Raw genomic sequence first — 22,208 nt, 5'->3', positions numbered from 1 at the left:
GCTGCCCCCTGAAAGCGGTACCCAGATGAGCAATTTTTCCATTCTCACACGGCTTTCAATCCTGAGCGTGGCGCTCTTGGTGATTCTTGTCGGGTCAAACCTGTTTCTCAGTAACCGCTTGACCCAGAACGCAGAGACAATCGCCGCCGAGGCGGAGGTCGTCAGCCGGATGACCACGGCCAATGCGGCCAGCAAGTCTTTTGGCGATCTGAAATTCTGGCTCGCCGATCTTGCGGTCAGCCTGCTTACCCTGTCGGAGCGCAACGCCGAGGCGGCACGCATTTCCCTGACGTCGAGCCTGGCGCAGATAGAGGCTTATGAGCCGGAGCGGGTTACTCTCATCAATCAGGAGCTTGACCTGCTGATGAAAGAGGCGTTACTGGCTGTCGATGCCTATACGGACGACCGCCGGGTGATCGGAAATTCCCTGATGGCCAAGGCGCGGGTCCATATCCAGACAATCGACGATCTTCTCTCTGAAATCGTCAGCCAGCTCGAGGCGGAATCACTTGCCCAGAGCAGCGCTGGTCTCACCTCTGCGCGGGAAACGGTCAATCTCTCCCTTTATATCATCGCCGCGGGAACTCTTGTAGGATTGCTGCTTACCTTTCTCGTGCTGCGCTCCATCCGGACGCCGCTTTTACGCCTCGTGACGGCCATGCGCTCGATCACAAAGGGCGAGCATGACGTGCAAATCCCGCCTGCGGGCCGCGATGAAATTGGCGAGATGACACGGACCCTGTCCCTGTTTCGCGACAGCCTGATTGAGCGGGACCGTCTAGCGGTGGAGCGTGAAGAAGCGCAGGCAGATGCCCGAAACGCGCAGCAAAAGCTGCTTGAGGCGATCGAGGCTGTGACCGATGCCTTTGCGCTCTATGATGCCGATGATCGCCTGATCGTCAGCAACAGCAAATATCGCGAGATGTATAATTATCTGGGTCTGACGATCGACAAGGGCATCCGCTATGAGGAAATCATCTCGGCTGCGGTCGATAAAAAGATGATTGTTGCCGCGCAGGAAAATGCGGAACAATGGCTGAAGGAGCGGATCGAGCGGCATCGCAACCCGACCGGCCCATATGAGCATCTGCGCGCCGATGGCCAATGGCTGCGCATCAATGAACAGAAGACCGCCGATGGCGGCATCGTCGGGGTGTTCACGGATATCACCGAGGCCAAGGCGCGCGAGACGGAGCTGGGCGAGATGGTCGACCGGCTGGCCGAGGCGCGGGATGTCGCGATGAAGGCGACGAAAACCAAGAGCCAGTTCCTCGCCAATATGAGCCATGAACTCCGCACGCCGCTCAATGCCGTGATCGGCATTACCGAAATGCTGGAGGAGGACGCCATTGATGATGGCGACGAGGAGATGATCGAGCCGTTGCAGCGGATCAGCCGCGCGGGCAAGCATCTGCTGAAGCTGATCAATGATATTCTCGATCTCTCCAAGATCGAGGCGGGCAAGATGGAACTGCATGTGGAGAGCTTCGATCTTGCCTCCGTGATCCGCGACTGTGTGGATATGGCGCAACCGCTGACGACACCGAACAACAACAAAATCGATGTGAACCTGCCCGATACCTTGCCGCAGATGAAGTCCGACGTGACCCGGGTACGACAGGTCATTTTCAACCTCGTCAGCAATGCCTGTAAATTCACCGAGAACGGGGCGGTCGGCATTACCGTCCAACAGAAACCGGATGAGACTGTCGAAATTGCTGTCTCCGATACCGGTATCGGGATGACGCCCGAGCAGCTGGAACGGCTGTTCAGCGATTTCTCGCAGGCCGATTCATCGACCACCCGCAAATATGGCGGCACTGGCCTCGGCCTTGCGATTTCGCAGCGATTCTGCCGAATGATGGGCGGCGACGTGACCGTGGAAAGCACGCCCGGCTCTGGTTCTGTCTTCCGCGTCCGCTTGCCCATTGAACTTCCGGACGGGCTTGAATCCGGGGGCCCAGATGGCGCATTGTTGCCCCGGGTGCCAGTGAATGGTGACCCCGGATCAAATGTTGTGCTGGTCGTGGATGATGATCCCGTTGCCCGAGATATCCTGCGCAAGTTCCTGGAGACCGAAGGATATGAAGTCGCGACGGCCAGCAATGGCGACGAGGGGCTAGAACGAGCGCAGCAAATTCGCCCGGCGCTTATCACCCTCGATGTGGTCATGCCGGGCAAGGATGGCTGGACCCTGCTTCAGGACCTGAAGGAAGACCCCGAACTCAAAGATATTCCCGTGCTGATGGTCTCTATTGTAGATGACAAGCACAAAGGGTTCTCGCTTGGCGTTGCCGATTACATGACCAAGCCGGTCGACCGAAAACGCCTGTTGACCCTGCTGGAACGCTACAAGCTGAACGGCAGCGGCGGTAATGTGCTGATTGTCGAGGATGACGGCTCCACCCGTCAGTTGATGCGGCGGATATTCGTGAGCGAGGGCTGGCGCGTGCGGGAGGCGGTCAACGGCCGGACCGGACTGGAGCTGGTACACAACGCAATTCCCGACCTCATCCTGCTCGACCTGATCATGCCGGAGATGGACGGCTTCGAGTTTGTGGAGGCGATCAAGGCCATCCCCGAGGCACGCGGCGTGCCCGTCGTGGTGATCACCGGGGCGGATATCTCGGATGAGGACCGGCGGCGGCTGAATGGCGGGGTTGAGCAGATAATTCAGAAATCCGCGGATGGCACACCCTCGTTCCTTGAGGAAGTGCGCCGCCATATTGGTCGCCACTTCGCCGCAAAAACCTCGCAGACCGGAGTAGCAGAATGACTAAAATCCTCTATGTCGAAGACAACGAGGACAATATCTACATGTTGTCGCGGCGCCTGAAACGTAAAGGGTTCGAGGTGTTGATTGCCGGAGACGGCGTCGCCGGGATCGAGGCGGCGAAGCGTGAAATGCCGGCTCTGATCCTGATGGACCTCAGCCTGCCGAAGATGGATGGCTGGGAAGCGACGCGCCAGCTTAAGTCGAGTGACGAGACGAAGGCCATTCCGGTCATCGCCCTGTCGGCTCACGCGCTGGAAGGGGAACGGGAAAAGGCGCTCGCGGCGGGCTGCGATGATTTCGACACAAAACCGGTGGAGTTTGCGCGGCTGATGGGCAAGATCCAGCATTATCTCGGTGGGGGAGAGGGTTCGTGACCCGCGAAGACGCCCGCATTCTGGTTGTTGATGATAACGAGGATAATCGATTTACCCTGTCTCGGCGGCTCAAAAAAAATGGCTATCGGCAACTGGAAACGGCGGTAAACGGCATTGATGCGCTGGCAAAGATAAGATCGCAACCCTTCGATCTTGTGCTGCTGGATATCATGATGCCGGAGATGGATGGCTATGAGGTGCTGGAAACCGTCAAGAAAGACGAGAGCCTCCGTCATATCCCGATTATCATGATTTCCGCGGCAGACGAACTCGAGAGCGTCGTGAAATGCATTGAACTCGGGGCGGAGGATTTCCTGCCCAAACCGTTCAATGCAACGCTGTTGCGCGCCCGTGTTTCAGCCTCGCTTGAGAAAAAGCAACTGCGCGATCAGGAAGAAGCCTACCGTGCGCAGATCCTCGCCGAGCAGAAACGCACGGACGAGCTGCTTCACGCGATTATCCCGGCAACGGCGGTGCGAGAGCTCAAAGAGACAGGCGTCGTCCGGCCTCGTAACTACGAGGGGGTTGGCATTCTTTTTTGCGACATTGTCGGCTTTACCGCTTATTGCGACCGCAATCTGCCGGAAACAGTTGTTGCCCATCTACAGGCCCTGATCGAGGCGTTCGAGGCGATCGTCGAAGACCACCAGATGGAAAAAATCAAGACCATCGGCGATGCCTTCATGGCGACCAGTGGCCTTTTGCGCCCGGTGGAGGCGCCGCTGCTGACAGCGGTGCGCTGCGGCCTTGAAATGTCCCGCATTGCCGGAACGATGGAGCCGAACTGGGAAGTCCGGATCGGACTGCATTTCGGACCGGTGGTCGCGGGCATCGTCGGCAAGCAGCAATTCCTGTTCGATGTCTGGGGCGATACGGTGAATATCGCTGCCCGCCTGGTCGAGCATGGTACGCCCGGCGCCGTTGCCATGACGGCGGCGGCCTGGGAGGAGATCAAGGAAGAATGCGATTCCCGCGCGCTGGGTGTCATCGACATCAAGGGCAAGGGCCAGCTGGATGTGGTCGAGGCCTTTGCCATCCGGTGAGCGGATTGCAGCGTGACAGCAATTTTTATGGAGAGCGAAATGCACAGACGGATTTTTTTGAAAGGTTTGGGGCTGATTGGCGTTGCGTCCTCCGTGGCGATGCCAAAGGCTGCGTTCGCGGGCGGTATGCTCGACCCGATGGGATCGAAGCTCGCGGGTTCGCTCTATTACACCATGGACGCGCCGGGCCGCTGGAAGGGGAAGGAAGCCTCCCACACCCCGACGATCGAGCGCAGCGGCAACAGTATCGAGGTGACCACCGGCCATGAAATGGACGGCTATATCCATTATATCGTCAAGCATATCCTGCTCGACGAGAATCTCGAATTCGTCGAGGAGATGTTGTTCAATCCAGAGACCGACGCCCCGATCACGGAGCATGATATCTCCGGCCTGAAGAACCGCCTCTATGTGGTCTCGCTCTGCAACAAGCATGATGCCTGGCTGAATACATTGGCGCTATAGAGACAGCTACTTTCGTAACGTCAGAATGGCGCTGCCCGTCAACAGCAGGGCGAGTCCACTGGCAATGGTGCGTGTGATATTCCAGACCTGCCAGGGCGCGGAATAGTCCTGCCAGATTTGCTGCGCCTCGGCCGGGCTCGGCGGTATCTCGATCAGGGCAAGCGCGTCGTTCATCGGGACATTGACATTGAAGGTCAGAACGATCCCGCCGAAAAAATACACCAACCCCGCCAAAATAAAGAGAAGGGCGGCCCTCCGGTAGGTCGCGACCCACGCAAGGATAGCTGTCGCGAACAGCACGACGGGCGTGCCGAAGAAGGCGGGCGCGAAAACCGCATTCCGCACAGAGGCGTTCATCGCCTGCATGGCCGCGATGGCAACTTTCGGATCAGCGGCATCGAGCCCCCACATGGTCGAGCAGATCCAGGCATAGAAAAATCCGAAAATCGCTCCGGTGAACAACAGGGAGAGGAGCGCAAAAACGCCAAGCAGCACGGGAATGGCAGGAGGCTGAACAGATTCATTCGAGGTCATGGGTGTCTCCATAGGCGTAATTATGTGTACGGTTGCATTAATCCGTAATTTAAATTACGGTTATTGTCAATGCAAAGAGGAGATAAAAAATATGCGCGAGGAAACACGTCGGCAGCGGCAGGAGCAGATAGAGCAGGCGGCCTATGCCGTGCTGGAGGAAAAGGGCTATGGCGGCACCTCCATGCTGGCCATTGCGAGGCGGGCGCGCGCTTCAAACGAAACGCTCTATAACTGGTATGGGGACAAGCAGGGGCTGTTCAGGGCGCTGGTGACGCGCAACGCCGCCGAGGTGAAGGAACTTTTGTCAGCGGAGCTGGAATCAGGGGGCGATCCGCTTGAAACCCTGGACCTACTGGGGCCAAAGCTACTGGCGCTGCTGACCGGTGTGCGCGCCATCGCCCTTAACCGCGCCGCCGCCGCCGATACTAGCGGGGAACTCGGCGCGGCTATTTCGCAGAATGGCCGCGAAACGGTTCTGCCCATGATTGCCGCCGTTCTGGAAAAGGCGAGGGCGGGGGGGCAGCTTCATTTCGAGACGACCGAAGAGGCGACGGAACTTTATCTCAATCTGTTAGTTGGTGACCTGCAAATCCGCCGTGCGATCGGACGCGCGCCCGTTCCAACGGCTGCCGATTGTAACGCCCGAGCCAAACGTGCTCTGGACCTTCTGCGGCACATTTTTAATTAACCCTTGCGGGGCTATCAAGAGGTGAGAACAATGAAAATAAACGGATCAGTACTTCGGAAAACGACGGCCAAAGCGGCCGTTTTATTGGCAACCGGCGCGCTTCTCGCGGCCTGCGGCGGGCATAATCCGCCCCCGAAACAAGTGGACGCGAGCAGTCCGACGGTGACCTATAAGTATCACAGTGATGATGAGCTTGTTCAGGTCAACCAGCAGGCCGAGGCATATTGCCGCCAATATAACTTCATCTCGCGGCCCGATACCTTCTCGACAAATTCGGATGGCACCAAATCTGTCGTCTTTGAGTGTGTCCCCACGGCGACTACTGCGGCAAATCCGATCCCGAACTCCGACCTGATCTATACCTATCGAACCGATCAGGAACTGGTAAACGCCTCGCGGAGCGCGCAGGCGCATTGTGCGAGCATCGGCAATAATCAGGTGATTGCCAATATCGTCAATAACAACGATGGATCCCGGACAGTAACCTTCCAGTGCCGTCCATAACCGCTAAACACCCCACTGCGGGGCTTTGGAAATAAGGAGGCCACCTGTTTTTCCTGACAGGCGCGCCTCCTTTTTTTAATGGCCTGTCCCCGTCACTCTATCGGATAAACAGGCGTGTCCTTGACCTCGCTTTCCCAGTTGATCCAGAGCTTGTCGTCTGTGCCAAGTTCCAGCGTCACGAAGTTCCGCGCCCGGATATATTGATCGGAGGCGAAAGGGGTGAGCATGGAAATGCGGATGTCCTGCGCCTCGTCGAGATATTCGGTGCGGTCGTTCGTCGCCGCCATCTTTTGCCAGAGCCGGTAGGGGTTTTCCGTCTTGTGCATGAGAGCGAGGTCGGAAAAACCGTTGCAGGAGCCATAGGCGAATGTCGGCTGCTCCCCCTTGCCGGGCACATAGAAGGTCCATTGGGTGCGGCCATTGCCGCAGCTCGCCACCGCGCCATCAAGCTTGATCTGGTAGGAAATCTCTTTGCCGCTTTCACCGGCGGGCGCGGTAATTTTATGTTCGCCCCGCCAGACGGTGGAGCCCGGGGTGCTTCCGACGATCTTGCAGGGCTTGGTCGTGCCGCCAACCACCCATTCCGCCGCCTGCACATCCGGCGTAGCAGAAAAGACAACCGTATAAGCCGTCTCTCCCTCCAACCCCAGAACCGGCCCGACCTTGAGCGTCGCCATCTCTCCCTCCTGCCATGAATGCGCGATCAATACCCGCCGACTCCGATACTACGTCGAGGACTTCATGGCATCAAGTGTTGCGGGGGAGAGGGGATTTTCAGATAAAATGGTCGGGGCGAGGGGATTCGAACCTCCGGGCCCGTTGCCCGGAATGATCAACGCGACCAGGCTGCGCCACGCCCCGAACTTGCACGCCGGAACTTCCGCTCCACCGAGGGGCCGACATCAAAGCAGAGACGCCTTTGCCCCAATACAGGAGAGCAACCTTCTTATTTCTCCCCAGCTATTCAGGCAGTCCGGCGGCGCGGAGGGCGTTAATCAACTTTGTCATGTCTTCCACTCTGGTAAAGGGATAGGAGGCTTCGATTTCGGTCAGGGAGGTGTCCGGCACCAGTTCGATCAGCTTCTGCGCGCGCATGCCCGCCTTGTCCGTGGCTCCGTCCAGCTGGTAAGAGGCGGTCGCGATCACATAGATGGACGGGTGGCCTGGCCGCAGAAGGATGGCACGCTCTGCGGATGCAGCGGCCTCCTTATATTTTCCCAAGACAAAATAGGCGAACGCATAATAGAGATGATATTCCTCGCTGAATATATCCCGGGGGCTCAGGCGCATTGCCCGGTCAATACAGGGAAGGGCATCCTCCGCGCGTCCGGCGAGGGCGAGGGAGGCGCCAAACATCCCTTGTGCGTAAGCGAAGTTCGGGCTCGCATTGATCGCTTGCTGGAGCGCGGCGATAGCATTGTCGGATTGCCGTAAACAAATGCTGATCACGCCTTGCGCCATATGGGCCCAGGGTTCCTGGGCATCGGCCTGAATGGCAAGATTGACAGACTCTGTCGCCTTCTCCATTGCGATTGCGGGATCTTCCCAACCCTGAATTAGCCGCCATACCAGCGTCAGTGCCTTGAGACCGAGCGCCTTCGCATAGGCGCCATCCAGGGCGATGGCCCGGTCCAGCATTTCGAGCGCCTCTCGCGTTCCCTGATCCGTGTGCTGGCTATAGAGATGAAGGCCGCGGATGAAAAATTCCCAGGAGCCGAGATTCTGCGGTGGCGTTTGTTTCAGCTTGGCCAGTTCCGCCGCATAGAGTTCGGGCTCGATCCGTCCGACAACACTTTCGGTGATTTCATCCTGAACGGCGAAAACATCGTCGAGCGGACGGTCAAAACGTTCCGCCCAGAGCTGTGCCCCCGTCGCCGGGTCGGAAAGCTCCGCCGTGATGCGCACCCGGTTTCCGGTTGCCCGGATATTTCCCCGCAGGATATAGCGGACGCCCAGCTCCTGCCCGATGGTGCGAGGGTCCAGATCCTTCCCTTTGTAGGTGATCATCGTATTCTGGGAAATGACGAAAAAGCCTCTGAGCCGGGACAGGGCGGTGATGATATCCTCGGTCACGCCGTCGGCGAAATAATCCTGCTCGGGGTCGCTGGATTTATTGACGAAAGGAAGAACCGCAATTGACGGCGGCTCCTGTGGCGTCTGGGTGGGGGATATCCCCGATGGGGTCATGCCGCTCGATGACTCCGAAGGCCAGCGCCAGACCTGAACGGGACGGAATATATTCTTCAGTTTGTGGGGGGTGCCACCGTTGAACTGGCGCGCCGCCTTGCCGTCCAGACTGTTATAGGCGGTATCGGAAATCAGGACCGCGCCCGGCTCAGCCAGGGTTTCCAGACGGGCTGCAATATTGACCCCATCGCCAAAGACATCCTCCTCCTCGAAAACAACCTCGCCGATATGAATGCCGATACGAAGCCGAATGATGTCATGGTCTTTCAGACCGTCCTGAATATCGAGCGAGCAGTTTACGGCATCCGAAACGCTGGCGAATTCGACGATCCAGCCATCGCCCATGCGTTTGATGACATTGCCGCGATGCGTCACTACAGCGGGTTCGAACAACTTGCGCCGGAATTCCCGGAGGACATCAAGCGTGCGCGTCTGATCCTCCCCCAAAAGACGGGAATAATCCACGACATCGGCGGCAATGATGGCGGCTAGTCTGCGGTTCAAGTCATGTCCTCCCGATGTGTTTTATAAACACCATTCGAAGAGGAGCATAGAAAAAAGATTTGGGAATAAAATGGTCGGGGTGAGAGGATTCGAACCTCCGACCCCGTCGTCCCGAACGACGTGCGCTACCAGGCTGCGCCACACCCCGACCGTGCCGTGCCCGTGGAAAGTTGAGCCCGGCGAGAGCAAGTGGGTTATAATCGGGTTTGGACGGGTTCCGCAAGGGCGAAATGATCAGGCCGCCGATTTTCCCGCAAATTTCTAGAACGCCCGCTCGATGGAGAAATCAACGGCCTCCAGCAGGGCCGCCTTCGTCTCGCTATCCTCGAAGATACCAAGCGCGTCCTTGGCCATCGCCCCGTAATGGCGCGCGCGCTCGATGGTATCGTCGAGCGCGGTGTGCTTGCGGATGATTTCGAGCGCCTGCTCGAGGTCGCCGTCCTCCTGCTTGCCCTCCTCGACCACCCGTTTCCAGAACGCCCGCTCCTCCGCGTTGCCGCGGCGGAAGGCGAGGAGGATCGGCAGCGTCACCTTGCCTTCGCGGAAGTCATCGCCGATGGTCTTGCCAAGCGCTTCCTGCTCGGCGGAATAGTCGAGCGCGTCATCGACAAGCTGGAAGGCGATGCCGAGATTATGACCATAGCTTTGCAGCGCCTGCGCCTCGGCTTTCGGGCGCTCGGCGACCACCGCGCCGACCTCGCAGGCCGCAGCGAACAGCGCGGCGGTCTTGGAGGCGATGACTTTCAGGTAGCTGTCTTCCGTCGTGTTGGTGTCGCCGACATTCATCAGCTGCATCACCTCGCCCTCCGCGATCACGGCGGAGGCGTTGGAGAGGATCGAGAGCACTTCGAGGGAGCCATCCTCGACCATCAACTGGAAGGCGCGGCTGAACAGGAAGTCGCCGACCAGCACGCTCGCCTGATTGCCCCAGAGGACATTGGCGGTCTCGTTGCCGCGTCTTAAATCGCTCTCGTCGACCACATCGTCATGGAGGAGGGTGGCGGTATGGATAAACTCGACACAGGCCGCGAGCTTTTTCGCGCGATCCCCTTCATAGCCGCAGAGTTTCGCCGCGCCGAGGGTGAGGACAGGGCGCAACCGCTTGCCGCCCGCCGCAATCAGGTGCCGCGCCAGCGTCGGGATCAACTCGACCTCGCTGTGCATGCGATCGAGAATGATGTCGTTAGTATCCGAGAGGTCCTTTTCGACGATTGCCAACAGCCGCGTCAGCGACGCTTTCGTCCCGCCGTTTTTTTGTCTGTCGAGATTTACGATAATGGCCAATTTTCCCTCATTCGTCGGATCGCCAAGAAACTTGTTTAATTAAGAGCATAGCTTAAGATTGCGAAGGGTCAAGTAAGCGCGATATAGTCGCCGGTCAAGATAATTGTGAGGAGTTACGGGGGTTACGTGAAGGAACTGATACGAAGCAACGATCCGGTCCTGCTGTCCTACCTGATGAGTGTGCTGGAGGAGGAGGATATCGACGCGATCCTGCTCGATGAGCATACTTCCGTCCTGGAGGGGAGCATCGGTGCGATCCAGCGCCGGGTGATGGTGCTGGCCGAGGATCTGGACCGGGCCAAGCGAATCCTTGTGGATATCGGGGAGGGCCCCGCAGAATGACAGGAGTCCGGATGATATGGACAAGGTAATGGATCAGCCGGAACTGGCAGAGTCACTAACGATGGACCGGTTCCTGGGCGGCTCCTTGTCCGTAACGCAGCCGCGCGATGGGTTTCGCGCCGGTTCCGATGCCGTGCTGCTGGCGGCAGCGGTCGAAGCGAAGCACGGGGTGACGCTGCTCGATGTTGGCACCGGCGTCGGCACGGCGGGTCTCTGCGCGCTCCATCGTCTTGGCGGCTGCACCCTCTGGGGGATCGAGCTGCAACCTGAGCTGGCGGCGCTCGCCATTAAGAATGCGGATGCGAACGGCCTTGCAGAGAAAATGCGGATTATCGAGGCGGATATCGGCGACCGCAAATCCTTCACGGGCCACAAGGGGCCGGGCGACAAACCGTTTCTGGAGGCCGGGTTCGATCATGTGTTCACCAATCCGCCCTTCTATGGCAAGGGCCGGGGTCGCGATGCCAAGACGACAGGTCGCACCCTCGCGCGGATGGAGGGGAGCGTGCCGCTGCAGGACTGGCTGCAATTTTGCGTCGCGCGGACCAAGCCGAAGGGCACGGTCACGGTGATCCATCGGGCGGAAAGATTGCATGAAATTCTCGCGCTGCTCTCAAGCGGTTGTGGTAGCCTGAAGGTCATTCCGCTCTGGCCGGAGGCGGGCGCGGCGGCGAAAAGGGTCATTGTGCAGGGAATAAAGGGCGACAAGGGCCCGCTGGAACTGACGGCAGGTCTTGTGCTACATGAAACCGGCGGCAAGCCGACCGAGGCGGCGGAGTGTATATCGCGCTTTGGTGCGACTTTTACGGATGTCCTGTCACAATAAAGACTTGTACAGAGCGGTTAAATCCTTAACTTAACGCCATGAAAATAAAAGAACTGATCAAGAAGACGCCGCTCAAGCGGTTTTTCGACAAATCGCCGCTGGTGGCCGTGTTGCCGCTTCACGGCGTGATTGCGCCCGGTGGCAGCAAGCTGCGCGGGGAAAACCTCAACCTCGCAAGTCTGGAAAACCAGATTGAGTCTGCGTTCGAGATGAAGGGCGTGTCGGCGGTGGCGCTGCTGATCAATTCACCCGGCGGCTCGCCGGTGCAGTCCTCGCTGATTTTCGATCGCATTCGGCAATTCGCGGATGAGAAGGAAGTCCCGGTCTATGCCTTCGCTGAGGATGTGATGGCGTCGGGCGGTTACTGGCTCGGCCTCTGCGCGGACGAGATTTATGTGAACAAGAACTCGGTGATCGGGTCCATCGGCGTTGTCTCTGGCGGTTTCGGCTTTCCGGGACTGATGGAAAAACTCGGCATCGACCGGCGCCTCTATTCAGCGGGGGAGAACAAGGTCAAGCTGGACCCGTTCAGCCCGGAAAAGGAGGACGATATCCTCTGGCTGAAGAAAATCCAGGGCGAGATCCATGACAACTTCAAGGATCTGGTAAAAACCCGGCGCGGTGAGCGCCTGAAAAAACGTAAAGACAAGGAACTGTTCTCCGGCGATGTCTGGGTCGGCGAGAAAGCGGTCGAGCTCGGCCTTGTGGACGGGATTGCGGATGTGCGATCCTTCTGCCGGGAGAAATATGGCGACAAGGTGCGCTTCAAGAAACTCGGCGGGCGGCGGGGCTTCCTTGCGAAGAAGCTTGGCCTGGAGCATCAGGCCATCGGCGCAGATGCCGTTGAGGCGCTGACGGACGCGGTCCGTAATCAGGCGGCCTGGGGCCGGTACGGCCTGTGATTCGCGGGCTTTAGAAGAGGGGGAAGCGGCAAATGTTCTCACCGATGAAAATCATCCTGATCCTGCTGGTGATCGGCGCTGTCTTCCTTGCCCATCGCTTCTACCGCAGCACAATTGCGCCCGGCCTTGAAAAATCAAGGAAGAACAGGGAATTCAAGGGCAGCAGGGCCGACAAGATGCTCGATCTGGAGGAATGCCCGCGCTGCGGCTCCTTCGTTGCCGACCTCGGCGAACATTCCTGCAAGGATAAATAGCGCAAAGCCGCCCGTGCCGGTTGACCCGCCAACGCCCGCGCTTTATGTTGCGGCGCAACTCTTCTTACAAGGTCAGTAACATGGCGGATAAAGTGGCGTCCGCGCCGTCCAATTCCTTTCAGGATCTCATCCTGACATTACAACATTTCTGGTCCTCCAAAGGCTGCGTTATCCTGCAGCCCTACGATATGGAAGTCGGCGCTGGAACCTTTCATCCGGCCACGACGCTGCGCTCCCTTGGCCCCGAGCCGTGGAAGACCGCCTATGTGCAGCCATCACGTCGCCCGACCGACGGCCGCTATGGCGAGAACCCGAACCGCACCCAGCATTACTACCAGTTTCAGGTGCTGTTGAAGCCGTCGCCGGACAATATTCAGGAGCTGTATCTGGAGAGCATCTACGCGCTTGGGATCGATCCGAAGAACCATGATATCCGCTTTGTCGAGGATGACTGGGAAAGCCCGACTCTCGGCGCCTGGGGCCTTGGCTGGGAAGTCTGGTGCGATGGCATGGAAGTCAGCCAATTCACTTTCTTCCAGCAGGTCGGCGGCTATGAATGCAGCCCGGTTTCGGGTGAGTTGACATATGGCCTTGAACGCCTCGCTATGTATGTGCAGGGCGTGGACAGCATGTTCGACCTCAAATGGAATAACGACGGCGTCACCTATGCCGATGTCTTCCTGCAGAACGAGCAGGAATTCTCCGCCTATAATTTCGAGCATTCGAATGTCGATATTCTGCTCCGCCAATTCGAGGATGCGGAACTCCAGTGCAAGGAGATTCTGGACGCAGGGTTGGCGCTGCCCGCCTATGACCAGTGCATGAAGGCAAGCCATCTGTTTAACCTGCTGGATGCGCGCGGCGTGATCAGCGTGACCGAGCGCGCCGCCTATATCGGTCGGGTACGGGCGCTGGCGCGGGCCTGCTGCGGTCAGTGGCTGAAATCCCGTGGTCACTTCAAGGAGGAGGCGTAAATGGCGGAACTGCTGCTGGAGCTATTCTCCGAGGAAATTCCTGCGCGCATGCAGAACAAGGCCGCCAATGATCTGGCGCGGCTGGTCGGTACGGGCCTGAAAGAGGCGGGGCTCGAATTCGAGATGGCGCGCGGCTATGTCAGCGCCCGGCGGCTCGCCGTGGTGGTGGAGGGGCTGCCGACGGAGCAGCTCGATACGTTCGAGGAAAGGCGCGGGCCCCGTGTCGGTGCGCCGGACAAGGCGGTCGAGGGCTTCCTGAAATCCGCCGGCCTCACCCGCGACCAGCTGGAGGAGCGGGAAACCGACAAGGGCAGCTTTTACTACGCGGTGATCGAGAGTAAGGGACGCGCGACCATCGAGGTGCTTCCCGGTCTTCTGAGCGCGGCGATTTCGGCGCTGCCCTGGCCCAAGCCGATGAAATGGGGCGATTATTCGGCGCGCTGGGTGCGGCCGCTGCATAATATCCTCTGCCTGTTCGATGGTAACACCGTGCCGCTTCAATGGGAACATCTCAGTGCCAATGACCAGACCTTCGGCCATCGCTTCATGGCGCCGGAGGCGATACCGGTCAGGGATTTCGCCGATTATCAGGCGAGGCTCAGGAATGCCTATGTCGTCCTCGATGCGGCAGACCGGGCACGGATTATCAAGGCCGACGCGACGCTGCTTGCCGAGGATGAAGGGCTTGCGCTGATTGACGATCCGGCGCTGCTGAGCGAGGTTGCGGGCCTCGTCGAATGGCCCGAATGCCTGATCGGGTCCATCGATACCAGCTTCCTCGACGTGCCGGAGGAGGCGCTGATCTCCGCCATGCGCAGCCACCAGAAATATTTTTCGCTGTCGGCCAAGGATGGCAAGATGGCCCCGCGCTTTATCGTGGTCGCCAACCTGCGTGCCGAGGATGGCGGCAAGCAGATCACTGCCGGGAATGAGCGGGTGCTGAGCGCCCGGCTCTCGGATGCCAAATTCTTCTGGGACAAGGACCGGGAGAAAAGCCTTGAAAGCCGGGTGCCCGATCTCGAAAAAATCATCTTTCACGCGAAGCTTGGCACGGTGCGCGAGAAGGTCGCGCGGATCAAGACTCTCGCTGCCGAAATCGCCCCCTATGTGCCAAACTCCGATGTCGAGCTGGCGGACCGGGCGGCGCTGCTCTCGAAGGCCGACCTGACGACCGAGATGGTGGGCGAGTTTGCCGATCTGCAAGGACTGATGGGCCGCTACTACGCCCTCCATGACGGGGAGAATGAGGCCATTGCCACAGCGATCGAGGAGCATTATTCCCCGCTCGGACCAAATGATACTTGCCCGTCCGAGCCGGCCAGCGTGATTGTGGCGCTGGCCGACAAGATCGATACGCTGACCGGCTTCTTCGCCATTGATGAAAAACCGACCGGATCGAAAGACCCGTACGCGCTCCGCCGCGCCGCGCTCGGCGTCATCCGACTGGTGCTGGAGAATGGCCTTCGCCTGCCGCTCCTTGAAATATTCGAAAAATCCGGTGCCCTGCATACGGTAACGGAGAAACTGGACGCGGAAGAACTGTTGTCCTTCTTCGCCGACCGCTTGAAAGTGCATCTTAAGGAACAGAATGTCCGTCATGACTATATCACGGCAGCCTTCGGGGGCGGCGGGGAGGATGATCTCGTCCGTCTGATGGCGCGGGTTGCGGCGCTCTCCGACTTTCTCGGCTCGGATGACGGCGCGAATTTGCTGATCGCCTATCGCCGCGCCGCCAATATCCTCCGGATCGAGGAGAAGAAGGATGGCGTTTCCTATGATCAGCCGGTTGACGAGGCTCTGCTGGAGGACGGCGCGGAAAAGGCCTTGCAGGAGCGGATCGGGGAAGTTTCCAAACTCGTCTCCGGCGCCATCTCCCATGACGAGTTCGAGGCGGCGGGAACGGCGGCGGCAGCCTTGCGCAAACCCGTCGATGCGTTCTTCGACAAGGTGACAGTGAATGCCGATGACCCGAAGCTTCGCGAGAACCGGCTCCGGCTGCTCTCCACCATTCGCAATTTATTGGATCAATTGGCGGATTTATCGAAAATAGAAGGCTAATTTTTACTTTTGGCGCGTACAAAGAGTTGAGACAAATATTCAGAAGGACGATTTGACGATGACGAAGTGGGTATATTCTTTTGGCGATGGCAAGGCGGACGGCACCGCGGACATGCGAAATCTGCTGGGCGGCAAAGGCGCGAACCTGGCGGAGATGAGCAACCTTGGACTGCCGGTGCCCTCGGGATTTACCATTACGACGGAAGTCTGCACGGCCTATCTTGAAAATGACAAAGTATATCCCGATACGCTCGCCACGCAGGTCGATGCGGCGATTGACGCGATCGAGAAATCCGTCGGTGGCGGCTTCGGTGATGCGGAACAGCCGCTGCTTGTCTCCGTGCGCTCCGGCGCCCGCGCCTCGATGCCCGGCATGATGGACACCGTCCTCAACCTCGGCCTCAATGACGAGACGGTGCAGGGGCTGGAATCCCAGAGCGGCGACAAGCGCTTCGCCTATGACAGCTACCGCCGCTTTATCCAGATGTATTCCGATGTCGTCCTCGGGGTGGAACACTACCATTTCGAGGAACTGCTCGAAATCCTGAAGGAGGAAAACGGTTATCTTCTCGATACCGACCTGCTTGCCGACGACTGGGAACGGCTTGTCGGGCAGTACAAGGCAAAAGTTGAAGAGGAACTGGGCCAACCCTTCCCGCAAAGTGTGCAGGATCAGCTCTGGGGCGCTATCGGGGCAGTGTTCAGTTCCTGGACGAACACACGCGCCATCACCTATCGCCGCCTGCATGATATCCCGGCAAGCTGGGGCACGGCGGTGAATGTGCAGGCCATGGTGTTCGGTAATATGGGCAATGACAGCGCGACCGGCGTTGCCTTCACTCGCGATCCGTCGACGGGCCAGAAAATCTTCTACGGCGAATTCCTGGTGAATGCGCAAGGCGAGGATGTGGTCGCCGGTATCCGCACGCCGCAGAATCTGACCAAACAATCCCGCCTGGACGCCGGGGGCGAACTGCCGTCGATGGAAGAAGTCTTCCCGGAGGTTTTTGCCGAACTTGTCGATGTCTATAAAAAGCTCGAAGCCCATTATCACGACATGCAGGATATCGAGTTCACGGTGCAGCAAGGAAAACTCTGGATGCTGCAGACCCGTTCAGGAAAACGCACAGCGAAGGCGTCGCTGAAAATCGCTATCGACATGGTCAATGAAGGGCTGATCGACAAGAACGAGGCAATCAAGCGCATTGATCCGGCGTCCCTTGATCAGCTCTTGCATCCGACGCTTGATCCAAATGCCGAGCGGAATGTCATTGCGCGCGGACTGCCGGCAAGCCCCGGCGCCGCTTCCGGCCAGATTGTCTTCAACAGTGATGAGGCGGAGAAGCTCGCGGGCGAGGGAACGGCCGTCATTCTGGTCCGCGTCGAAACCAGCCCCGAGGACATCCACGGCATGCATGCGGCGAAGGGTATTCTCACCAGCCGCGGCGGCATGACCAGTCACGCGGCGGTTGTCGCCCGTGGTATGGGTCGGGCTTGTGTCTCCGGTGCCGGGTCGCTCAACATCGACTATAAGAACGAGACTTTGAGCGTCCTTGGCGAAACCTACAAGAAGGGCGATATCGTCACCATCGACGGCGGCAGCGGCGAAGTGATGCTGGGCGCGGTCGACATGATCATGCCGGAGCTGTCCGGTGAGTTTGGCGAGCTGATGTCCTGGGCCGATGAAATCCGCCGCATGAAAGTGCGGGCCAATGCGGAAACCCCGCTCGATGCGGAAACCGCCCGGAAATTCGGCGCAGAAGGCGTCGGTCTCTGCCGGACCGAGCATATGTTCTTCGATGCGGAGCGAATTGTCTCCGTGCGCCAGATGATCCTCGCGGAAACGACCGAGGAACGGCGCGAAGCGCTTGCGAAATTGCTCCCGTACCAGCGCGGCGATTTTGTCGACCTGTTCCGTATCATGGCGGGCCTGCCGGTCACTATCCGGCTGCTCGACCCGCCGCTGCATGAATTCCTGCCGAAATCTGATGAGGAGATTGCCGACCTCGCGAAGGCCCTTGGCGCCGATCCGGGCAAACTCCGTCACCGGGCGCTGCAACTGCATGAGTTCAACCCGATGCTCGGCCATCGCGGCTGTCGCCTCGGCATTTCCTACCCCGAGATATACGAGATGCAGGCCCGCGCGATCCTTGAGGCCGCGGCGGAAGTCAGCAAGGAGCTGGGCGATACCGTGATCCCCGAAATCATGATCCCGCTGGTCGCCACGGGGCGGGAGCTGGAAATCCTGAAAGGCAAGATCCGCGCCGTTGCCGATGCAATCCGGGACGAGACGGGCAAGGATATCGAGTATCTGATCGGCACGATGATCGAGCTGCCGCGCGCCGCGCTTCGCGCCGGGGATATCGCGCGGGATGCGGAGTTCTTCTCCTTCGGGACCAACGACCTGACCCAGACCACCTATGGCATCAGCCGCGACGATAGCGGCTCCTTCCTTGAGGATTATGTGAGCCAGGGTATCTACGAGACTGATCCCTTCGTCTCCCTCGATCAGGAAGGGGTGGGCGAGCTGGTGCAGATTGCCGCTGACCGCGGACGTGAAACCCGCGCGGGTATCAAGCTCGGTATCTGCGGCGAGCATGGCGGCGATCCGGCGAGTATCGATTTCTGCGAACGGGTCGGCCTCGACTATGTGTCCTGCTCGCCTTACCGCGTACCCATCGCAAGACTTGCGGCAGCGCAGGCCGCCCTCGGCCTCCAGCGCGTCTCTGAAGCGTAAAATAAAAAGCCCGGATCGCTCCGGGCTTTTTTATTATTCGATCACGATTTTCGGGCCGGAAGGCGCGCCGAGGCTCTGCTCGATCTTTTCCTGCACGCGCTGGCCGATCTCGCGGTAGATTTTGGCGTGGGCGCTGTCCGGTTCGGTCGCCGTGATCGGCGTGCCGGCGTCGGATGTCATGCGGATATCCATATGCAGCGGCACCTCGCCGAGGAAGTCGGTGCCAAGTTCCGCCGCCGTCTCGCGGGCGCCGCCATGGCCAAAGATGTCGGATTTCTCGCCGCAGGACGGGCAGAGGAAATAGCTCATATTCTCGACAATGCCAAAGACCGGCACATCGACTTTTCGAAACATATTCAGACCTTTGCGGGCATCAATTAACGCGATGTCCTGCGGCGTCGAGATAATCACCGCGCCGGTTAGTGGCACTTTCTGCGCGAGGGTGAGTTGCGCATCGCCGGTGCCGGGCGGCATATCGACGACGAGCACGTCAAGTTCGCCCCAGTCGACATCGAAGACCATCTGCTGCAGCGCGCTCATGATCATCGGGCCGCGCCAGATCATCGGCGTGTCCTCCTCGACGAGGAAGCCCATGGACATGACTTTCAGGCCCCATTTCTCCATCGGGATCAGCTTCTTGCCGTCTTTCGATTGGGGTTTGCCCTTGAGACCCAGCATGCGCGGGAGCGACGGGCCATAGACGTCCGCATCCAGCATGCCGACCTTGAGGCCGAGCGCGGCAAGGCCGAGCGCGATATTGACGGCGCAAGTGGATTTGCCGACGCCGCCCTTGCCGGAGGCGACGGCAACTATCGCGGCAACGCCCGGAACCTCGGGCTTCTGCGCGGGCTGCTGCTGTTGCGGCTGGGCGCGGGACGGGGCCTGCGGCTGAGGCTCGGCGGATTGCTCCGCCGTCAGGACGGCACTGACCGATTTAACGCCGGGCAGGCTGAAGACAGCCTCTTCGCATTTCTTGCGGAGCGGTTCCATTTCATTCGCGTCCTTTGGATCGATCTCCAGCGCGAAGCCGACATTGCCGTCCTTGACCACCAGCCCGGCGATCAGGCCAAGCGCAACCACACTCTTGCCCGTCTTCTGATCGATGATTTTCTCGAGGCAATTGAGGATGGTTTGATCATTTATCGCAGACATGCTTGAAAACTCCCGCATCGGACACAAAATGGTAGTCATAGACTAATTAACTCCGCAACATTGCACGCTGGCAGAAAATAACGGTTTCCGGCGCGTGTTCCGTTGCAGAATGTGACAGGGTGTCATATAACGCGACTACGCAAAGTTAGCAAACGCGCAGAGACGGCGCAGGAATATAAGGAGAGGAGAACATATGCCTTGGAACAATCAGGGTGGCAATGACGGAGGCTGGCAAGGCGGCGGTGGAAATCGCGGACCTTGGGGTCAGGGACCCAGCGGCCAGCAACCGCCGAATCTCGAAGACATTATCAAGAAGGGCCAGGACCGGCTGAAAGACATTATGCCCGGCGGCAGCGGCGGCAAGATCGGCATCGTCATTTTGTTGCTGGTGCTCCTCGTCGCGTGGCTCATTAGCGGTTTTTATAAAGTCGAAACCACCGAGCAGGGCGTCGTGCTGCGCTTTGGCGAATGGGTGAAAACGACCCAGCCGGGCCTGAACTATCATTTGCCCTATCCGATTGAAACTGTGCTGACGCCCGAGGTGACGAAGGTTAACAGCGTCGAGATTGGATTTCGTCCGACGCGCGGCGGGGGCTCTTCCCGGGTTGAGGAAGAAAGCCTGATGCTGACCGGAGACGAAAATATCGTCGAAGTCAGTTTCACAGTGCTGTGGCGGATCAATGATGCGGGCGAGTATCTCTTTAATGTTGATGAACCGGACCGGACCATCAAGGCGGCAGCAGAAAGCGCCATGCGCGAGGTGATCGGCCGGACGGACCTGACAGCGGCAATTACCGAGGGTCGTTTGTTGGTCGAAACCGAGGTGCTGGAGCGTCTTCAGCAGGTTCTTAATGAATATGGCGCCGGTGTTCAGATTCTGCAGGTTCAGTTGAAGAATGCGGAACCACCCGCGCAGGTTATCGCGGCGTTCCGGGATGTTCAGGCGGCGGAAGCCGACAAGGAGCGCGCCCAGAACGAGGCCTTGGCTTACTCCAATGACATTATTCCCCGCGCCCGCGGTCAGGCGGAGATGATCCGTCAGGAAGCTGAAGGCTACAAGCAGCGTGTGATTGCCGAAGCCGAAGGTGAGGCCGCGCGGTTTGTCTCCATCTATGACGAATACGCGAAAGCACCTTATGTGACCCGCCAGCGTATTTATCTTGAAACCCTGCAGGAAGTGTTCTCGGGCAAGCAGAAAATGATTATTGATACCGGTAAGAACGGGTCACAAGGCATTGTCCCCTACCTCCCGCTCAATGAACTGCAGAAAGGGGCAACCAAGCCATGAACAAGACAATAGTGACAATTTTGGTTGTTCTTCTGGTGGGTGCCGGTATCGTGGCATCGAGTGCGCTCTTCACCGTCCACCAGACGCAGCAGGCCATCGTTATGCAGTTTGGTAATCCGCAACAGGTCATTCAGGAGCCGGGACTGCATTTCAAACTCCCCTTTGTGCAGGATGTTGTTTATGTGGACAAGCGTGTCCTGTCCGTCAGCACGCAGCGTGAAGAGATCGTGACCCGCGATCAGAAGCGCCTGATGGTGGACAGCTTTGCGCGGTTCCGCATCGCCAATCCGCTGTTGTATTATCAGTCCTATGGCAACCTGAACATCGCCTATCAGCGTCTGGAAACCATCCTGAACTCGCAACTCCGGCAGAATCTTGGCCGCCAGATCCTGAACAATATTGTTTCGGGAGAACGCTCGAACCTGATGCTGCAAATCCGGGAGCAGGTCAACAAGGAAGCCGCTGCCTCCGGCATTGACGTGATCGATGTGCGTATCGTCCGCGCTGACCTGCCAAAGGAAAACAGCGAGAAGGTCTTTGATCGTATGCGGTCGCAGCGTGAGCAGGAAGCAAAGGAAATCCGGGCAACGGGTGCGGAAATCGCCCAGCGGATTACCTCCAATGCAGACAAGGAACGTACGGTCCTGATTGCCAACGCACGGAAGGATTCAGAGATTCTTCGGGGTGAAGGCGATGCGGAAAAGAACCGTATTTTTGCGGATGCCTTCGGCAAGGATGAGGATTTCTTCTCCTTCTACCGGTCGATGCAGGCCTATCGGCAGTCCATGTCGGATGATGATACAACGATGGTGCTCTCCCCGACATCGGAGTTCTTCCGATTCTTTGACCAGCAGAACGTGGAATCCGCACCTGCTAAGTAAGCAAGAATTGAAACGGCCCGCATAAAACATGCGGGCCGTTTTTTAAGGGGTTATTGGTGTGGTATCGGATTTCCTGCTGGCGCTGGCGCTGATCCTGTTTATCGAAGGTACGCTTTATGCCCTGTTTCCCGATGGCATGAAGCGGATGATGGTATCGGTGCTTGAAACACCCAGCCACACTTTGCGCATATTTGGTCTTGTCGTGTCCGTGCTTGGTGTTGTTTTTGTCTGGATACTCCGGGGATAGCGAAGGTTTTATGCCCGAAATTCAAGGAGTTTTGTAATTAACCAACAAAATTTGAAAAACGGGTTTCAATTGCACATTTCTGCCTTATTTGATTTCTAGGTACATACGGCAACATGCGCAGGACGGGCGGTCCGGCGGATGAACAAGAGGGGTTAATATTGTCAGTTGATCCTCTGCCCGCGATCTTC

General features: G+C 58.5%; 21 protein-coding genes and 2 tRNA genes. 16 read left to right on the top strand and 7 right to left on the bottom strand.

Annotated elements, in window-relative coordinates:
- The first annotated feature begins 25 nt into the window (after positions 1–25).
- From AACZ19_RS01715 to AACZ19_RS01700, 4 genes are read left to right on the top strand one after another with little or no spacing between them, the layout of a single operon-like run.
- Positions 26–2,776, top strand: a complete 2,751-nt coding sequence (locus tag AACZ19_RS01715) for a response regulator (protein WP_339630530.1) — start codon at positions 26–28, stop codon at positions 2,774–2,776.
- Positions 2,773–3,150 carry a response regulator gene (locus tag AACZ19_RS01710; protein ID WP_339630528.1) on the top strand — a complete coding sequence of 126 codons (378 nt, stop codon included), beginning with the start codon at positions 2,773–2,775 and terminating at the stop codon, positions 3,148–3,150. The genes AACZ19_RS01715 and AACZ19_RS01710 overlap by 4 nt, the downstream gene beginning before the upstream one ends.
- A complete protein-coding gene (locus AACZ19_RS01705) occupies positions 3,147–4,193 on the top strand; it encodes an adenylate/guanylate cyclase domain-containing protein (RefSeq protein WP_339630526.1) in 1,047 nt (348 codons plus the stop codon). The genes AACZ19_RS01710 and AACZ19_RS01705 overlap by 4 nt, the downstream gene beginning before the upstream one ends.
- A gap of 12 nt (positions 4,194–4,205) precedes the next feature.
- On the top strand, positions 4,206–4,658 hold the full coding sequence (locus AACZ19_RS01700; RefSeq protein ID WP_339630525.1) for a hypothetical protein: 453 nt from the start codon (positions 4,206–4,208) through the stop codon (positions 4,656–4,658).
- A 6-nt stretch (positions 4,659–4,664) separates the two neighbouring features.
- Here the strand turns inward: AACZ19_RS01700 and AACZ19_RS01695 are convergent, their stop codons facing one another.
- Complete coding sequence (locus AACZ19_RS01695; protein ID WP_339630523.1) at positions 4,665–5,192, bottom strand: anthrone oxygenase family protein; 528 nt, start codon at positions 5,190–5,192, stop codon at positions 4,665–4,667.
- Positions 5,193–5,283: 91 nt separating this feature from the next.
- Between AACZ19_RS01695 and AACZ19_RS01690 the strand changes: the two genes are divergently transcribed.
- Together AACZ19_RS01690 and AACZ19_RS01685 are read left to right on the top strand one after the other, a co-directional pair.
- Positions 5,284–5,880: a TetR/AcrR family transcriptional regulator gene (locus tag AACZ19_RS01690; protein ID WP_339630521.1), complete on the top strand. Its 597-nt coding sequence runs from the start codon at positions 5,284–5,286 to the stop codon at positions 5,878–5,880.
- 30 nt (positions 5,881–5,910) lie between these two features.
- Entirely contained in the window at positions 5,911–6,384 is a 474-nt protein-coding gene (locus tag AACZ19_RS01685) for a hypothetical protein (RefSeq protein ID WP_339630519.1), read from the top strand.
- A 92-nt stretch (positions 6,385–6,476) separates the two neighbouring features.
- On the opposite strand, the gene AACZ19_RS01680 is transcribed toward AACZ19_RS01685, so the two are convergent.
- The 5 genes from AACZ19_RS01680 to AACZ19_RS01660 form a co-directional block, all read right to left on the bottom strand.
- The gene (locus AACZ19_RS01680) at positions 6,477–7,061 is read right to left on the bottom strand and encodes a hypothetical protein (protein ID WP_339630517.1); all 585 of its coding nucleotides are present in this window, start codon (positions 7,059–7,061) and stop codon (positions 6,477–6,479) included.
- A 107-nt stretch (positions 7,062–7,168) separates the two neighbouring features.
- A tRNA-Pro gene (locus AACZ19_RS01675) sits at positions 7,169–7,245 on the bottom strand.
- A gap of 99 nt (positions 7,246–7,344) precedes the next feature.
- Positions 7,345–9,075 (bottom strand): adenylate/guanylate cyclase domain-containing protein, encoded by a 1,731-nt coding sequence (locus AACZ19_RS01670; protein WP_339630516.1) that lies wholly within the window; start codon positions 9,073–9,075, stop codon positions 7,345–7,347.
- Between the two features lie 71 nt (positions 9,076–9,146).
- Positions 9,147–9,223: transfer RNA gene (locus AACZ19_RS01665), tRNA-Pro, on the bottom strand.
- A 113-nt stretch (positions 9,224–9,336) separates the two neighbouring features.
- Complete coding sequence (locus AACZ19_RS01660; RefSeq protein WP_339630515.1) at positions 9,337–10,359, bottom strand: polyprenyl synthetase family protein; 1,023 nt, start codon at positions 10,357–10,359, stop codon at positions 9,337–9,339.
- Positions 10,360–10,485: 126 nt separating this feature from the next.
- On the opposite strand from AACZ19_RS01660, the gene AACZ19_RS01655 reads away from it, so the two are divergent.
- From AACZ19_RS01655 to ppdK, 7 genes are all read left to right on the top strand, one after another.
- On the top strand, positions 10,486–10,701 hold the full coding sequence (locus AACZ19_RS01655; RefSeq protein ID WP_339630514.1) for a DUF2007 domain-containing protein: 216 nt from the start codon (positions 10,486–10,488) through the stop codon (positions 10,699–10,701).
- 16 nt (positions 10,702–10,717) lie between these two features.
- Positions 10,718–11,527 (top strand): hypothetical protein, encoded by an 810-nt coding sequence (locus AACZ19_RS01650; protein ID WP_339630512.1) that lies wholly within the window; start codon positions 10,718–10,720, stop codon positions 11,525–11,527.
- 38 nt (positions 11,528–11,565) lie between these two features.
- Complete coding sequence (locus AACZ19_RS01645) at positions 11,566–12,429, top strand: S49 family peptidase (RefSeq protein WP_339630510.1); 864 nt, start codon at positions 11,566–11,568, stop codon at positions 12,427–12,429.
- A 32-nt stretch (positions 12,430–12,461) separates the two neighbouring features.
- The gene (locus AACZ19_RS01640; RefSeq protein ID WP_339630508.1) at positions 12,462–12,683 is read left to right on the top strand and encodes a hypothetical protein; all 222 of its coding nucleotides are present in this window, start codon (positions 12,462–12,464) and stop codon (positions 12,681–12,683) included.
- A gap of 80 nt (positions 12,684–12,763) precedes the next feature.
- Positions 12,764–13,657, top strand: a complete 894-nt coding sequence (locus AACZ19_RS01635; RefSeq protein WP_339630506.1) for a glycine--tRNA ligase subunit alpha — start codon at positions 12,764–12,766, stop codon at positions 13,655–13,657.
- Positions 13,658–15,715, top strand: a complete 2,058-nt coding sequence (glyS, locus tag AACZ19_RS01630) for a glycine--tRNA ligase subunit beta (RefSeq protein WP_339630504.1) — start codon at positions 13,658–13,660, stop codon at positions 15,713–15,715. It abuts the gene before it with no gap.
- Positions 15,716–15,773: 58 nt separating this feature from the next.
- Complete coding sequence (gene ppdK, locus AACZ19_RS01625) at positions 15,774–18,452, top strand: pyruvate, phosphate dikinase (protein WP_339630503.1); 2,679 nt, start codon at positions 15,774–15,776, stop codon at positions 18,450–18,452.
- Between the two features lie 33 nt (positions 18,453–18,485).
- Here ppdK and AACZ19_RS01620 read toward each other — a convergent pair whose 3' ends face one another.
- Positions 18,486–19,604, bottom strand: a complete 1,119-nt coding sequence (locus tag AACZ19_RS01620) for an Mrp/NBP35 family ATP-binding protein (protein WP_339630501.1) — start codon at positions 19,602–19,604, stop codon at positions 18,486–18,488.
- Between the two features lie 193 nt (positions 19,605–19,797).
- Here AACZ19_RS01620 and hflK point away from each other — a divergent pair, with 193 nt between their 5' ends.
- The 3 genes from hflK to AACZ19_RS01605 are packed head-to-tail and all read left to right on the top strand — an operon-like array spanning position 19,798 to position 22,020.
- A complete protein-coding gene (gene hflK, locus AACZ19_RS01615) occupies positions 19,798–20,892 on the top strand; it encodes an FtsH protease activity modulator HflK (protein ID WP_339630499.1) in 1,095 nt (364 codons plus the stop codon).
- A complete protein-coding gene (locus AACZ19_RS01610; protein WP_339630498.1) occupies positions 20,889–21,773 on the top strand; it encodes a protease modulator HflC in 885 nt (294 codons plus the stop codon). Before hflK ends, AACZ19_RS01610 begins: the two co-directional genes overlap by 4 nt.
- 58 nt (positions 21,774–21,831) lie before the next feature.
- On the top strand, positions 21,832–22,020 hold the full coding sequence (locus AACZ19_RS01605; protein ID WP_339630496.1) for a DUF2065 domain-containing protein: 189 nt from the start codon (positions 21,832–21,834) through the stop codon (positions 22,018–22,020).
- The last annotated feature ends 188 nt before the right edge of the window (positions 22,021–22,208 follow it).

The sequence above is a fragment of the uncultured Sneathiella sp. genome (assembly GCF_963973085.1).
In the GTDB taxonomy this organism is placed as follows: Bacteria; Pseudomonadota; Alphaproteobacteria; order Sneathiellales; family Sneathiellaceae; genus Sneathiella.
The sequence above is the reverse complement of the archived record's forward strand: the minus strand, read 5'-3'. Positions and strand labels throughout refer to the sequence as shown.

Excerpts from the sequence above, each read along its gene's own strand:
- AACZ19_RS01620 (WP_339630501.1), bottom strand. The coding sequence starts at position 19,604 with ATGTCTGCGATAAATGATCAAACCATCCTCAATTGCCTCGAGAAAATC.
- AACZ19_RS01685 (WP_339630519.1), top strand. The coding sequence starts at position 5,911 with ATGAAAATAAACGGATCAGTACTTCGGAAAACGACGGCCAAAGCGGCC.
- AACZ19_RS01715 (WP_339630530.1), top strand. The coding sequence starts at position 26 with ATGAGCAATTTTTCCATTCTCACACGGCTTTCAATCCTGAGCGTGGCG.
- ppdK (WP_339630503.1), top strand. The coding sequence starts at position 15,774 with ATGACGAAGTGGGTATATTCTTTTGGCGATGGCAAGGCGGACGGCACC.
- AACZ19_RS01710 (WP_339630528.1), top strand. The coding sequence starts at position 2,773 with ATGACTAAAATCCTCTATGTCGAAGACAACGAGGACAATATCTACATG.
- AACZ19_RS01645 (WP_339630510.1), top strand. The coding sequence starts at position 11,566 with ATGAAAATAAAAGAACTGATCAAGAAGACGCCGCTCAAGCGGTTTTTC.
- AACZ19_RS01635 (WP_339630506.1), top strand. The coding sequence starts at position 12,764 with ATGGCGGATAAAGTGGCGTCCGCGCCGTCCAATTCCTTTCAGGATCTC.
- AACZ19_RS01690 (WP_339630521.1), top strand. The coding sequence starts at position 5,284 with ATGCGCGAGGAAACACGTCGGCAGCGGCAGGAGCAGATAGAGCAGGCG.
- glyS (WP_339630504.1), top strand. The coding sequence starts at position 13,658 with ATGGCGGAACTGCTGCTGGAGCTATTCTCCGAGGAAATTCCTGCGCGC.
- AACZ19_RS01650 (WP_339630512.1), top strand. The coding sequence starts at position 10,718 with ATGGACAAGGTAATGGATCAGCCGGAACTGGCAGAGTCACTAACGATG.
- AACZ19_RS01610 (WP_339630498.1), top strand. The coding sequence starts at position 20,889 with ATGAACAAGACAATAGTGACAATTTTGGTTGTTCTTCTGGTGGGTGCC.
- AACZ19_RS01640 (WP_339630508.1), top strand. The coding sequence starts at position 12,462 with ATGTTCTCACCGATGAAAATCATCCTGATCCTGCTGGTGATCGGCGCT.
- hflK (WP_339630499.1), top strand. The coding sequence starts at position 19,798 with ATGCCTTGGAACAATCAGGGTGGCAATGACGGAGGCTGGCAAGGCGGC.
- AACZ19_RS01680 (WP_339630517.1), bottom strand. The coding sequence starts at position 7,061 with ATGGCGACGCTCAAGGTCGGGCCGGTTCTGGGGTTGGAGGGAGAGACG.
- AACZ19_RS01695 (WP_339630523.1), bottom strand. The coding sequence starts at position 5,192 with ATGACCTCGAATGAATCTGTTCAGCCTCCTGCCATTCCCGTGCTGCTT.